This window comes from Candidatus Binataceae bacterium (assembly GCA_035294265.1).
Classification (GTDB): domain Bacteria; phylum Desulfobacterota; class Binatia; order Binatales; family Binataceae; genus DATGLK01.
This window is the reverse complement of record DATGLK010000044.1, coordinates 108,489-120,899: the sequence shown is the minus strand read 5'-3', so window position 1 is coordinate 120,899 and position 12,411 is coordinate 108,489. Positions and strand designations below refer to the sequence as shown.

General features: G+C 65.3%; 12 protein-coding genes. 5 read left to right on the top strand and 7 right to left on the bottom strand.

Annotated elements, in window-relative coordinates:
* Positions 1–302, top strand: a 302-nt coding sequence (locus VKV28_08260; GenBank protein ID HLH76783.1) for a hypothetical protein, incomplete at its 5' end; no start/stop codon positions are given.
* Positions 303–504: 202 nt separating this feature from the next.
* Positions 505–1,242 carry a hypothetical protein gene (locus tag VKV28_08255; GenBank protein HLH76782.1) on the top strand — a complete coding sequence of 246 codons (738 nt, stop codon included), beginning with the start codon at positions 505–507 and terminating at the stop codon, positions 1,240–1,242.
* 222 nt (positions 1,243–1,464) lie between these two features.
* On the opposite strand, the gene VKV28_08250 is transcribed toward VKV28_08255, so the two are convergent.
* The 4 genes from VKV28_08250 to VKV28_08235 all read right to left on the bottom strand — a co-directional run bounded on the left by VKV28_08250 (position 1,465) and on the right by VKV28_08235 (position 5,858).
* Positions 1,465–2,664, bottom strand: coding sequence for a hypothetical protein (locus VKV28_08250; protein ID HLH76781.1), 1,200 nt, complete (start codon positions 2,662–2,664; stop codon positions 1,465–1,467).
* Positions 2,655–3,524, bottom strand: a complete 870-nt coding sequence (locus tag VKV28_08245; protein HLH76780.1) for a PhnD/SsuA/transferrin family substrate-binding protein — start codon at positions 3,522–3,524, stop codon at positions 2,655–2,657. Before VKV28_08245 ends, VKV28_08250 begins: the two co-directional genes overlap by 10 nt.
* Positions 3,524–4,651, bottom strand: a complete 1,128-nt coding sequence (locus tag VKV28_08240; GenBank protein HLH76779.1) for an acyl-CoA dehydrogenase — start codon at positions 4,649–4,651, stop codon at positions 3,524–3,526. Before VKV28_08240 ends, VKV28_08245 begins: the two co-directional genes overlap by 1 nt.
* Before the next feature lie 400 nt (positions 4,652–5,051).
* Positions 5,052–5,858, bottom strand: coding sequence for a methyltransferase domain-containing protein (locus VKV28_08235; GenBank protein ID HLH76778.1), 807 nt, complete (start codon positions 5,856–5,858; stop codon positions 5,052–5,054).
* Positions 5,859–5,969: 111 nt separating this feature from the next.
* Here VKV28_08235 and VKV28_08230 point away from each other — a divergent pair, with 111 nt between their 5' ends.
* Entirely contained in the window at positions 5,970–6,959 is a 990-nt protein-coding gene (locus VKV28_08230; protein ID HLH76777.1) for an amidohydrolase family protein, read from the top strand.
* 93 nt (positions 6,960–7,052) lie between these two features.
* Here the strand turns inward: VKV28_08230 and VKV28_08225 are convergent, their stop codons facing one another.
* The 3 genes from VKV28_08225 to VKV28_08215 form a co-directional block, all read right to left on the bottom strand.
* Positions 7,053–7,286, bottom strand: a complete 234-nt coding sequence (locus VKV28_08225) for a DUF2007 domain-containing protein (protein HLH76776.1) — start codon at positions 7,284–7,286, stop codon at positions 7,053–7,055.
* Between the two features lie 177 nt (positions 7,287–7,463).
* The gene (locus VKV28_08220) at positions 7,464–8,111 is read right to left on the bottom strand and encodes a DedA family protein (protein ID HLH76775.1); all 648 of its coding nucleotides are present in this window, start codon (positions 8,109–8,111) and stop codon (positions 7,464–7,466) included.
* An 82-nt stretch (positions 8,112–8,193) separates the two neighbouring features.
* Positions 8,194–10,008 (bottom strand): glycoside hydrolase family 15 protein, encoded by a 1,815-nt coding sequence (locus VKV28_08215; GenBank protein HLH76774.1) that lies wholly within the window; start codon positions 10,006–10,008, stop codon positions 8,194–8,196.
* Positions 10,009–10,250: 242 nt separating this feature from the next.
* Between VKV28_08215 and VKV28_08210 the strand changes: the two genes are divergently transcribed.
* Complete coding sequence (locus VKV28_08210) at positions 10,251–10,661, top strand: c-type cytochrome (GenBank protein HLH76773.1); 411 nt, start codon at positions 10,251–10,253, stop codon at positions 10,659–10,661.
* 19 nt (positions 10,662–10,680) lie between these two features.
* Positions 10,681–12,408 carry a gamma-glutamyltransferase gene (gene ggt / locus VKV28_08205; protein ID HLH76772.1) on the top strand — a complete coding sequence of 576 codons (1,728 nt, stop codon included), beginning with the start codon at positions 10,681–10,683 and terminating at the stop codon, positions 12,406–12,408.
* Positions 12,409–12,411 lie beyond the last annotated feature (3 nt).

Below are 12,411 nucleotides of genomic sequence, written 5' to 3'. Positions count from 1 at the left end.
ACCCCAACACCATCGCCGACCCCAACACCATCGCCGACCCCAACACCATCGCCGACCCCAACACCATCGCCGACCCCAACACCAACGCCAACGCCAACGCCGACACCATCGCCAACGCCAACGCCAACGCCAACGCCGACTCCGACCCCGACGCCATCTCCGACTCCGACACCGAGCCCAACCCCGTCGCCAACGCCGAGCCCGACGCCGTCGCCGTCACCCAGCCCGACAGCTTCGCAGTCCCCGACCCCGTCGCCTTCGCCAAGCCCAACACCCTCGCCGAGTCCAACGGCTTCGCCTAGTCCGACGCCGTCGCCCTCGCCAAGTCCGACGGCTTCGCCCAGCCCGACACCCTCGCCGAGCCCGACACCCTCGCCCTCGCCGAGTCCAACGCAATCGCCTAGTCCGACGCCGTCGCCCTCGCCCAGCCCGAGCCCTAGCCCGCGGCCGACTCCCTCGCCCTCGCCGATAGCGCCAACCTCGACCCCGACTCAGGGGCCGGTGGTGACGCCGACGCCGACCAGCGAGCCGCCCACGCCGACTGTTACGGCGGTTCCGACCCCGGTTCCGGGACAGCAGTCGGGGACGATCTATGCGCCCAAACCGGTTGTGGTCAGCAGCACGGGCGGGCAGAACGTCAACGCCGGCGCGTTCAGCTATGTCAACAACACCACCAGCGTGCAGCAGATTCACTCGGCGGTAGTTACGGCCAGCAATCCCGCCGCTCTGGCCTCGCTAACGCTCAGCGTTGCGGGCACCAACCAGAGTGTGACGGTGTCGCCGGTAACGGCCAGCAACACCTTTAATTTCAATCCGCCGGTGACAGTAGGGCCGGGCCAGACGGTCGCCTTCGCCATCACGGCCCAAACCGCCAACAGCCTGGCGACGGCCGGCCAGGGAGCGATTTATGCCGCGCTGTTAGGCCCGGGCGGCGGCCATCACGATGGCGGTCCGCTGACGCCGCTGGGAGGAGGATTGCTGATGGTGGGTCTGATGCTGATGCCGCTGGGTAATTGCCGGCGGCGGCAAGTGGCGCTAATCGCACTGGGTGGCTTGATGCTGGCGGTGGCTCTGGCCGGCTGCGGGAGCAGCAACGGCAGCAACCACGGCGGAACAGGCACTTCGCAGTCGGTGATCGGCGGCGGTCCGCTGGCCAATCCGATCACGCTGTCAACCGTGTCGGTCAATAGCGCTGGCGGCAGTGCGACCAGCGTCCAGCAATTGACCGCGATCGGTTACTGATAGGCCGCGGAAAAAGCCTGCTTCGCGGCCTGTCCGAATCCTCTCCCCCCTGGCCAGGGGGAGAGGAAGCCATCCTTGATGTGGGGTTGCTTTTCAAGCAGGGTTAGGATTTTCGCCCACCCCAAGGGTTTTCACCACCTGCAACGGCTGTGACGCGGTGGCAGGCGCCACTGGATCACCTCGCTCCGCGCTTGACGCCTGGGGCGAAAGGCGTGAGGCGACCTACATGAAGTTGCGCGTATGGAGCGAGGAAAGCTCGGCGGCATCCTGGGCGGCGAATCCCAATGCCAGCAGGCGTTTGCGCCGTCCCTCGTCCATCGCCGTGACCAAGCCGATCACGCGCCGATAGCCGGCGGCCAGCGCGGCCGGTTGCCAGGAACCGGCCGCCAGCACGATCAGCGCGTCGAAGACTTCGCCGTTGAGGCCTGCAGTATCGCGCAGGGCGTGATGGCGGCGGCGCACGGCGGCGGCCAGTTGCTCGCGCAGCGCGGGCTGCTGAGCGACGCGCTCATGAAGATGGCTGAGGGCGAAACCGACGTGACGCCCCTCGTCCTGAGCCGCCAGCCGGCAAGCGGCCTCGGTTACCGGGTCGGGTGCATGATGGGCCAGAAACCCCAGCAAGGCCAGAAAGCTGCCTTCGCCCAGCACCGAGAGCAGAAAGGAGGCGCAAGCGAAATCGGCTTCTTCCAGCAGAGTCTTGAGCGAGGCCTGACCGCCAGCGCTGGATAGCCCCGGATGGTCGCGCTTGAGAGTGGCCCGGCGCGTGAAGACTTCCATGTGGCGAGCTTCGTCGCTGGCTTGCACCGCGAGAAGTTGAAGGGTTTCGCGAAAATGGGGATGGATCTGCGTCAAGAAGCGGCTTGGCACCAGTAGCGCGGCGGTTTCGTTTTCGACCAGATAGGTCATTACTTGGACCACCGCGTCCTCGACCTCCGCCGGCAGGTCGAAGGGCTTGTTCCAGGGGATCGCGCGATTGGGATCCCATTGATTGGCCGCCGCCTGCGCATACAGCCGCGCGCTGTCCACGGTCCAGACCTCGATGCGCTCGGCCAGGGGAAAATCGAATGGCGGCGCGCCCGCTTCCACCAGCGCACCCCTGGCGGCGAGCCCCCAACTTGCGAGCGCATGCCCGACCACGGCCCCGCGCCGGTGCCCGTTGGCGTGACCGGCGCGCTGCGCGCCGGCCCAGCGCTGCGCCGATGCCGCGCCCGCTTCGACCACCAGCGCGATCCCGTGGGGATGGCGGCGCGTCTCGAGCAGGGTATGTCCTTCCTGCCGGCACCAGCCGCGCAGATGGGGCTCGAGGTCGGGGGCGCTGCCGATGATGGTTAATTTGTCGCCGGCTTGCAGCGCGCGCAGGGCCTGTTTGACCAGCAGATAGCCGCCCTCTTCGAACGGCAGCCCCTCCAGCTCTAGCGCCATCGTGCCGCCACCTGACTTACGAACTCGTCGGCGGTGTGAAAGCGGGCGACCGCGGCCGCCAGTTGCTGGTAGCCGCTAGTGCGCCCAGGCAGCCAGCGCTTGAGGCCTTCCAGATCGAGCAGCGGCCGCACCCGCGGGTCGGCGTAACTCATGTCCAACAGCAACTGGCGCAGGTGCTGAACCGAGGGGGTGGCGGCGGCGTCGGCCATCACAGTCAGATTGCAATGGTCGTAGGGTGGTGTCTGTGCCAGCACTCTGAACGAGCCGGGCGGCAGGGTGCCTTCGCGGCTGAACAGCGTCAGGTTGCCGTCCAGCATCGCCGCGGCGTCGGCCCGCCCACGCATCAGCGCCTGCGCCGCGTCGCGTTCGCCGCCGATGTGATCGCCGTGCTTGCCCACCAGGCGGTCGAATCCGAGCAGCTCATAATCGCGCTCGGGCAGCAGTTCGTGGCCGCTGAGCAGTTCCATGGGAATGAGCGTGGCTTGGGGAGAATCGGCCGCGCCCACAGCTAGCTTGCGTCCGCGGAGATCGGCCAGATGTTTGATCGCGCTGTCGCCGCGTACCACCAGCACCGAGGTCAGATCGCGATCGGAATCGCGCATGCACAGGGCTTCGACCTCGCGCCCCAGGCTTTTGCCCAGCATCAGGCTTTGCAGCCAGGCCAGCGGAGAGTTCCAGGCGACATCGATGTGGCCGCGAAAATGAGCTTCGACCTGACGCTCGTAGTTGGAGAACAGGACGTAGTCGAAGTTCAGGCCGTGGGCGCAAAAATATTCGCGGAAACCCTCCCAGATGGTTACCACTTTGGGATCGTAGGCGACGGCGCCCAGGATAAGTGGGGAGGAAGCGAGCGTAGCCATTAGAACAACTCCATGCCGCAGACCGCTTTGCCGATGAAATCGTAAAGCACGTCGGTGGTGGGAGCCATCGCGCCCGCGGCCCGCGCGTCGCGAAAATAGCGCTCCACGCCAACGTCCTTGCGAAAGGCCGCGCCCCCGCAAATCCGCATCGCCAGGTCCAGCACCTCGTTGGCGCTTTCGCCCGCGGCGGCCTTGCACTGAAGCACCCGCAGCATCGTGTCGGCGCGCCCCGATTCAAGCGCGGCCAACGTATCGGTTAACAGCGCGCGCGCCAGGTCGGTCTTAATCCGCATCCGTGCCAGATAACTGCGGATGGTGGGCAGTTGGGCCAGGCTGCTCTGGGTGTCGGCATGGCGGATGGCCGATGCGTGTTGGGCGCTGCGGCTGACGGCGGCTTCCATCAGACCCGTCGAGCAGGCGGCGTTGAGGACGTTGAACAGGGGCAGGACCACTCCCATCATGATGGCGAAGCCGCCGCCGTCCTCACCCAGCATCGCGCTGCGCGGCAGGCGCGCGCCGTTGGCGGCAACCGGGGCTGAGTCGTTGCCGCGCAGACCCAGGCCGTCGAACCTGCCGTTGAGCGTCACTCCCGAACTCTGGCGTGGCACCAGCCACAGTGTGCTGAGGCCCTCGGCTGCCAGCGGCTTGGAGGACCAGACATAGGCGGTCGCCGTCGAGGCGGACGTGACCCAGCTCTTGCGCGCATCCAGGACGACGTCGGCGCCGTCGGCGCGCGCGGTGCTCAGCGGAGCCCAGAAATGGCTGCGCGAGCCCTCTTCGCTGAAGGCCAGGGTGCTCAGATGCTCGCCGCTGGCGGTGGCGCGCCGTACTTCGACCGGGGCGTAGGCCTCCAGGACCGCGGCGCCGCAATAATGCATGCACAGCACCATTGCGGTGGAGGCGCACTCGCGCGCCACCCGCTCGATGATCGCCGCCGCGCCGGCAGCGCCCAGGGCCAGGCCGCCGACTTCTCGGGCGCTGACAGCGCCGAGCAAGCCCGCCGCTTTAAGCGCTGCGATAGAAGCCGACGGAAAGCTGCCCGTGCGATCGACTTCTGCCGCTGAGGGTCCGATAGTTTCGCCGCATGCCCGCTCCAGCAGAGTTTGGTAAGGCTCCGATAGTGTCATCAGTACCTCGCTATTCGCGGCCGTGGCCGCGGCGAGGCGCTGTTTTACGGCTCGCTACGGCACAGGGCCAGGGCGCTCGAATCCATCGAGCCGCCCGCAGATTCAACGGCGTGCCAAAAGCATGGGACCAAGCCCTAGCAAATTAATTCAGGTTCGGGCAAGGGCGCGCCGCGCACGGGTCCCAGAGCGATGGCCATAAATCGGTGCGCGAGGAAGCAGCAGGTTCCCTTTGGGACTTGCCCGGTTCGATTGGCACGTTCCACAGGCCGGCGCCTTTCTTCCGCCATCCCGCGCTAAGCGAGTCCGCCGGCGCAGTCGCTCGCGCGGTCCCGCGCGCGTCAATCGGCTGCGCCGGTCAGATGGCCGGGCTCGCCTTGGCAGAAGCGAACGGGAGCTGGAATTAGCTGGGGCGGCGGCCGATCAGCAACGGCTCGCGCAGATTGAGCACGGCGGGAATCTGCTCGCGCAGGCGCGCAATCTCGGCCAACGCGGCCGCTCGATCGGCGCCTTCCTCGCGGCGCAGCCATTGGCCGTTCAGCCACTCCTCGACGTGGGCAAATTCGATCTCGAAGCTGACCGTAACCGCGATCGCTTCCAATCCGGCCGCGGCGTAAAGCTTGCGATACCGCTCGTGATCGACGGCGTCCTCGCCTTCCATCGTCATCGCGCCGAAGACCAGCGGCTCGAAGTGCTGCCACTGCGCCGCCGGCATCATGCCGCGCAGATCGCTGCGCAAGCCGCCGCGCGGCGACAGCGTGGCGATCAGGGTGCCGCCGGGTTGCAAGACGCGGGCGATATCGCTGACCGCGCGGGCCAGGTCGGAGGCAAAGATCAGAACGTGGCTGCACAGCACCAGGTCGAAAGTGGCGGAGCGAAAGGGCAGCCAGCACATGTCGTTGCGCACCAGCAACGGCGCGGGCACGGTGCGCGCGCGAGTTTCCTCCAGCATCGCTTGCGCGCGATCCGCGCCCACCAGCCGCCTTACATTGGCCATTTTGGCCAATTCGGTGGTGAAGCTGCCGTTGCCGCAGCCCAGATCGAGCACCTGGCGAGCCCGCCCGAATTCCTCATTCAGAGCCAGCAGGACAGCGTCGCGTCGGCGCCGATGGTATTCGCCGGCACCGTAATGGCTCGCTATCCGATCGAATCCGCCGGGAATGCGCGCTTCACCCGAAGCGGCTTTGTGCACGGGTTTTGGATCAGTCATAGGCGCAGTGTGGCCGATCGCACGGCTTGGTGGCAAGCACCGAAGGCGGGTTAACCGGGCCTGGGAATCTGCTACTATCGCGGCAAAACTCCCGGCCCGCAGGAGCGCGTCATGATCGTCGATTTTCAGCATCACTTCACCCCGCGAGAGCTCTTCAAGGAAGATCCCGGCGACAAGATGGTTTTGTCCTACGACGAGACCGGTGCGCCCAGCTATACCTCCCATCGGCTGCTGTTCGACCTCGATGAACATATCCGCATGATGGACACGGCGGGAATCGACGCGGCGGTGCTGACCAGCGGCGCGGGGATGTGCGCCGGATTGGAGCGCTCGCGTCTGATCAACGATCGCGCGCGTGCCGCCGAGCGCGACTATCCCGGTCGCTTCATCGGTTGCGCCCACGTCCATCCCTTGGGCGGCGAGCCAGCGATGGCGGAACTCAAGCGTTGCAAGCTGGAACTGGGCTTCCAAGGCGTGATCATCACTTCGGAAGTGGACGGATTGTTTTTGGACGCGCCCCAATTCGAGCCCTTCTGGCAGACGGCCGAGAGCTTGGGGTTGTATGTCTTTGTGCACCCCGCGCTGAAGCTCAACTTTCCCCAGCCTTTTGATGCCTTCGACACCGCCCGTTCGGTGGGGCGCGAGTTTTCCCTGGCCCTGGCGACTATCCGCCTGATTAATGGCGGGGTGTTCGACCGCCATCCCGGACTAACCGTGCAGATGGCCCATCTGGGCGGCGGGATCGCCTCGGTGCTGGGCCGCGTGCGCAGCTACCAGGACAAGGATTTTTGGGGCACCGCAGGAAATCCCCGCCACGGGCTCAAGCCCGAGCACGATTTCGACTATTACCTGCGCGAGCGGATAGTGTTCGACACCGCGGGCTTTTGCGGCGCGATCAGTTCGGTCAAGGCCTCGCTGGTGGAATTGCCCGCCAGCCGAATCGTGTTTGCCAGCGATTACCCGCAGGAAATTCGCGCCCGCGAGGCGGTGCGATCGTTCGTGGCCGAGCTTCGCGCCCTAGGCGCCACTGGCGAGCGGATTCTAGCGGGCAACGTGGGACTACTGCTGAAGGAGGCGTCGCGCAAGCCAGCGGTCTCCTGAGCGCGGCGACGGTTTCCTCTCGCCACTAACGCTGGGCTCGTGACGAGGTGGTTATACTTTGAGGCGAGCGAAGGGTCGGCGCGCCGCGCGCGCTTAATCCTGGAAGCCTAATTCCTTAAGCCGGGACAGCGCGTCCTCGCGCGCTTGGGCATGGACCATCAGGCGTGCGGGAACCGCTTGGGTAGTGCCGAGGATCCGCGAGGATTCCTCGTCGAAGACGAAGCATTCAACCCCGGCGTTGGTCAGCAGATCGGCGGCCATCCTGACTTGCAGGGCGTCGGCGGCAAGCACCTGAACTAATTCCTCGGGATTGATCGCGTCGTTCATAAGCTCCTCCATTCCTGGTAGGGTGCTGGGAAACCCAGTCCTGCGAGGCCGGTGCACACGCCTGAAAGCAGCACCCTGCGTAAAAGATGGTTTCCTTCCTCAATCTTCTCCCCCTGACCAGGGGGAGATAAGAGAGAGGGAGCAGGTTGCGGAGGCTTTTTCCGCAGCCTGCCAAGCTTAGCACGGAAGCTGCTTTGCCAGCGCCGTCTTGGAGGTCGGCGAGCGTAGGCGCAGATAGACAAAAGCCGCGGCCGCCAACACAATCAGGGCAACGATCGCATTGTCGAAGCGATGCAGATAAGGAGCCAGGGCGCGCCAATGCTGCCCCAGCTTCATGCCGGCGAAGGCCAGCGCCAGGCACCACAGGTAGGAGCCGAGCAAGGTGTAAATGCTGAAGCGCCACAGCTCCATTCGCGCCACGCCGGCGGGAAAGGCGATAAAGGTGCGAATCACCGGCATCAGGCGGGCAAAGAAGACCGTGAGCGAGCCCCAGCGGGCAAAGAAGCGCTCGGCCAAAGCCAGTTCGTGCTGGGAGATGAGGACGTAGGCGCCGTAGCGAATGAAGGCGCGCCGCCCGCCGGTCAGACCGACCAAATAGGCGACGTAGGAACCCAACAGGCAGCCGATCGCGCCGGCCACCGCCACGGCTTGCAGTTGGAAGCGGCCGGTGGAGACCAGGTAGCCGGCAAACGGCATGATCACTTCCGAGGGCAGCGGAATGCAGGCGCTCTCCACCCCCATCAGGGCCACCACTCCGCCGTAACCCAGGGTCGCGATCGCTACGATGATCAGCGCCGACACCTGGGACATCAATTGCTCAGCCATGTGCAATTCTTTCCTTGCTGGGTTGAAGTGGCGGGGCTAGTTTAGCCGCTCGCGCGCAGCGGTAAAGCATTTGTAGCCCGGCTCAGGTCTCGGGCCCTTCGCTGCTACTAACCGCCCGCAAGCGCCGATTGAGGTCGTAAGCTGCGCTGATCAGGGCGACATGGGTAAAGGCTTGAGGAAAATTGCCCAAGTGCTCGCCGGCCGCGCCCAGCTCCTCGGAGTAAAGGCCCAGGTGGTTGGCGTAGGACAGGGCCTTTTCAAATAACAAGCGGGCCTGCCGCACGTCACCCGCGCGCGACAAACATTCGATGTACCAGAACGAGCACATGCCGAAGGTTCCTTCCTTGCCCGACAAGCCATCGGGAGTCTCGTAGCGATAGACCAGGGCGTCATCGAGCAGCTCGCGCTCGACCACATGCAAGGTTGATAGCCAGCGCGGATCGACCGGGCTCACGATCCGCATCAGCGGCATTATCAAGCAAGATGCGTCCACCGCGTTGGCGCCTTGATATTGCGCAAAGGCGCCACGTTTGGCGTCCCAGTATTTGGTCATGATGTCGCGATAGATCTGGTCGCGGATCGGATGCCAGCGCTCCAACGGCGCGGGCAAGGAGCGGCGCGTAGCCAGCCGAATCGCGCGGTCCAGCGCCACCCAGCACATCGCCTTGGAATAGAGATAGTCGCGCCGCTCCGAACGAAATTCCCAAATCGATTCGTCCTTGTCGCGCCAATGCACGCAGACCCATTCGATTAGGCGGGTAAGGTTGAGCCAAGTGTCATACGCGATCGGCTCGCCGAACTTGTCGTAGAGATAGACCGAATCCATCAGCTCGCCATAGATGTCCAATTGCAACTGGCTTAGCGCGCCGTTGCCAATTCGCACCGGCGCCGATTTGCGGTAGCCCTCCAGGTGCGGCAGGGTTTCCTCGGGAATGTCGGAGCGGCCGTCGATACCGTAGACCACCTGCAGGGAGCCGTCGGGTTTGAGTTCGGCGCAGCGCTGTTCCAGCCAGCGCATAAAGGCCCGCGCCTCCTCGGTGAAACCCAGGCGCATTAGGGCGTAGAGCGAAAAGGAGGCGTCGCGAATCCAGGTATAGCGATAGTCCCAATTGCGCGAGCCGCCAATTTGTTCGGGCAGGCCGAAGGTCGGCGCCGCCACCATCGAGCCATAGGTCTGCGAGGTCAGCAGCTTCAACGTTAGCGCCGAGCGATTGATCATGCCCAGCCAGCGGCCGTGATAACTGGAGCGCGCCAACCAGCGGCGCCAATAATTCATCGTGTCTTTGAAAGCAGTGGCGACGTAGTCGGGCGCGGTGGCGGGCGAATCCTCGCCCGAGATCGCCGGTTCCAGGACGAAATCCACGCTCTCGCCTGCTTTCAAGGTGAACTCCGCCACCGCCGCCCCCTCGTGCGCGCGCAAAGCCACCGTGGTGCGCAGATTGAGCGCGGTACGATCGGTGCCGGCGGAGATGAAACGGGCGCCCTGCTTGCCGATCTCGAGGTAATGATGGGCGCGAGCGTAGTCGAAGCGAGGTGCACAGATCATGCGGAACTTGACTTCGCCGCGCACCGTGCGTGCACGTCGCACCAGCGTGTGCGGCTCGCTGACCTCCTCCACCGGCATGAAGTCCGACACTTCGGCTACTCCCTGCTCGGAGAGAAAACGGGTGAGCAGAATGTTGGAATCGGGCAGATAAAGCTGTTTGTGCCGGACCTCCTCCAACACCGGCGCTAGGCCAAAGGTGCCACCGTGATGCTGATCGAGCATCGCGGCAAAAATCGTGGGAGAGTCGAAACGGGGAAAACACATGAAATCGATCGAACCGCTTTGGCTGACCAACGCCACGGTGTGCAAGTCGCCTACGATGCCGTAGTTCTCAATCGGGTGATAGGCCATATGTCCTCCCCGCCGCGTCTACCCACCGGCGAAAGTTTCATCTCCAGCATAGCAAGCCTGCCGCCAGCAGGCGCCAGGGCGCGCGCAGCGTACCCGCGCCGCCGGCCATGCTATTCTGCTCGCTTGGGCGCGGCTTTGAGACGGCGACCCTGCGCTATCTGACGTGGCGGAGGCCGGCATGCCATTGCTTACGCGACCACGAAGCGCACCATTATGAGGAGACGCGATACGAGGAGAAAACCATGAGGCAGCTATTTGCAATCGGCGCGGCCGCCATCCTGACCTCGCTAGCGCTGGTCCCGCGGGCGCGCGCCCAGGTCTCCGCGGGCGAAGCCGACTATCGCGACCATTGCGCAGTTTGTCATGGACCCACGGGAGCCGGCGATGGGCAGGCGGTGATGGTCCTGACCGGAATGCAGCCGGGAGATCTCAGCCTCCTGGCCAAGAACAATGGCGGCTCGTTTCCCACCGCGCGCGTGTTTGCCGCGGTCACCGGCCGCGACTCAATTCCGGCCCATCATCTGGGGCCCGGTGGGATGCCGCTGTGGGAAGGCGATATGCGCCGCGCTGGCGGTCCCAGTCTGACCAGTCCCGCGGCCGCTCAAGCCCGCGCCTGGGATCTGGTGCGCTACGTGCAAAGCCTACAGCGCTAAGCCGGTCAGGAGCGGGGAGATGATGGAAAGTAGTCAACTGCAAATCGCCAAAACCGAGTTGCATGTGGAAAACGGATGCGTGGTGGCGGCGCAGCCGCTGGCGGCCCAAGCCGGGGCCCAGATCCTGGCCGACGGCGGCAACGCGGTCGATGCCGCCGTCGCCACCGCCTTCGCCCTGGCCGTGGTCGAGCCGATGATGAGTGGGCTGGGCGGCGGCGGAGCGCTGCTGGTGGATCTGGCGAACGGGGGCGGCCAGCATGGAATCGATTTCCATCCGCGCGCGCCGATGGCCGCCTCGCCCAGCATGTTTGCACTCGATCGCGCCCGCAGTTCGGTAGGCATGTATGGTTGGCCGGCGGTGGTGGATGACGCCAACCTACTCGGCCATCGCGCCGCCGGCGTTCCCGGCGCGGTGGCGGGGTTGTGCCGCGCCTTGGAGAAATGGGGCCGGCTGAGTTTGGCCCAGGTCATGGCGCCGGCGATCGAACTGGCGCAAGAAGGTTTCGAGCCCGACTGGTTTCTAAGCGCGATGGTGGCCGCCGACGGCCGTGAAATTCGGCGTTGGCCCGCGCTGGCCCAGGTCTTTCTGCCCGACGGGTTGCCCCCGCCCGCCCGTATTCGCAGCTATTTGGCCGCGCCGCGCCTGCGCCAGCCGGACTTGGCGCGCACCCTGCACCGAATCGCCAGTCAGGGCGCGGCCGAGTTCTATCATGGCGAAACCGCTCAGCTCATCGTTGACGAGATGGCGCGCCGAGGCGGCCTGCTGGGTCGCGCCGACCTCGCCGCCTATCGCCCAATCGAGTACGACGGGCTGCGGGAAGTGAGCTATCGCCAGATAACTATTTCTTCGATCCCCAGTCCCAACGGCGCCACCACGATGCTGCAGGCGCTCAATCTGCTGGAGGGTTTCGATCTGGCTGGCGAAGGCTTTCTGAGCGCTGCCGCCTTGCATCTGATAGCCGAGGCGCAACGCCTGGCCTTCGCCGACCGGTTCGCCCATCTGACCGATCCCGCGGTTGCCGCGGTACCGCTTGATGGCTTGCTTTCCAAGCAGTACGCCGCCCAGCGCCGGCGGCTCATCGATCCCCGCCGCGCGGCCGCTCATCCCATGCCCGGCGATCCCTGGCCCTTCGACCCGCATGGCGGCACGCTTGGGGCCAACCCCAGCGGGCGCGAGCGCGAAGGCGGTCACACCACCCATCTGTGTGTCGTGGACCGCGAGCGAAACATGGTCTCGCTGACCAACACGCTACTGGATTTGTGGGGCAGCCATGTGATGGTGGAGCGCACCGGGGTCCTGCTCAACGACGCGATGGCGTGGTTCGATCCGCTACCCAATCGGATCAATTCGATTGCGTCGGGCAAGCGCCCGTTATGGGCGGGTAGCCCGGTGCTGGCACGACGCGACAATCGTCCCTGGTTGGCGCTGGGCGCGCCGGGTGGGCGCAGGATTATCTCCGCCGTGCTGCAGGTTTTGCTCAATCTGATAGATTACCAACGCGGGCCGCAGGATGCCGTAGCTGCGCCTCGTATCCATGCCGAAGGAGCGACGTTGGAGCTCGATTCGCGGCTGCACGCGCAGGCGGCTGCGCACCTGCGCGCGCTAGGCCACCAAGTTCAGCAGTCGGAGGAAAGCTTTCTGGTTGCGAACTTTGCGCGCCCAGTGGCCATTACAATCGAGCCGACCCACCCGCAGTTGCGCAGCGGTGTGGATGTCCTGCGCCCGGCCACCGCGGTCGGCTTCTGAGAG

Coding starts and splice junctions, on each gene's coding strand:
- ggt (HLH76772.1), top strand. CDS start 10,681: ATGATGGAAAGTAGTCAACTGCAAATCGCCAAAACCGAGTTGCATGTG.
- VKV28_08210 (HLH76773.1), top strand. CDS start 10,251: ATGAGGCAGCTATTTGCAATCGGCGCGGCCGCCATCCTGACCTCGCTA.
- VKV28_08220 (HLH76775.1), bottom strand. CDS start 8,111: ATGGCTGAGCAATTGATGTCCCAGGTGTCGGCGCTGATCATCGTAGCG.
- VKV28_08215 (HLH76774.1), bottom strand. CDS start 10,008: ATGGCCTATCACCCGATTGAGAACTACGGCATCGTAGGCGACTTGCAC.
- VKV28_08235 (HLH76778.1), bottom strand. CDS start 5,858: ATGACTGATCCAAAACCCGTGCACAAAGCCGCTTCGGGTGAAGCGCGC.
- VKV28_08225 (HLH76776.1), bottom strand. CDS start 7,286: ATGAACGACGCGATCAATCCCGAGGAATTAGTTCAGGTGCTTGCCGCC.
- VKV28_08250 (HLH76781.1), bottom strand. CDS start 2,664: ATGGCGCTAGAGCTGGAGGGGCTGCCGTTCGAAGAGGGCGGCTATCTG.
- VKV28_08230 (HLH76777.1), top strand. CDS start 5,970: ATGATCGTCGATTTTCAGCATCACTTCACCCCGCGAGAGCTCTTCAAG.
- VKV28_08245 (HLH76780.1), bottom strand. CDS start 3,524: ATGGCTACGCTCGCTTCCTCCCCACTTATCCTGGGCGCCGTCGCCTAC.
- VKV28_08240 (HLH76779.1), bottom strand. CDS start 4,651: ATGACACTATCGGAGCCTTACCAAACTCTGCTGGAGCGGGCATGCGGC.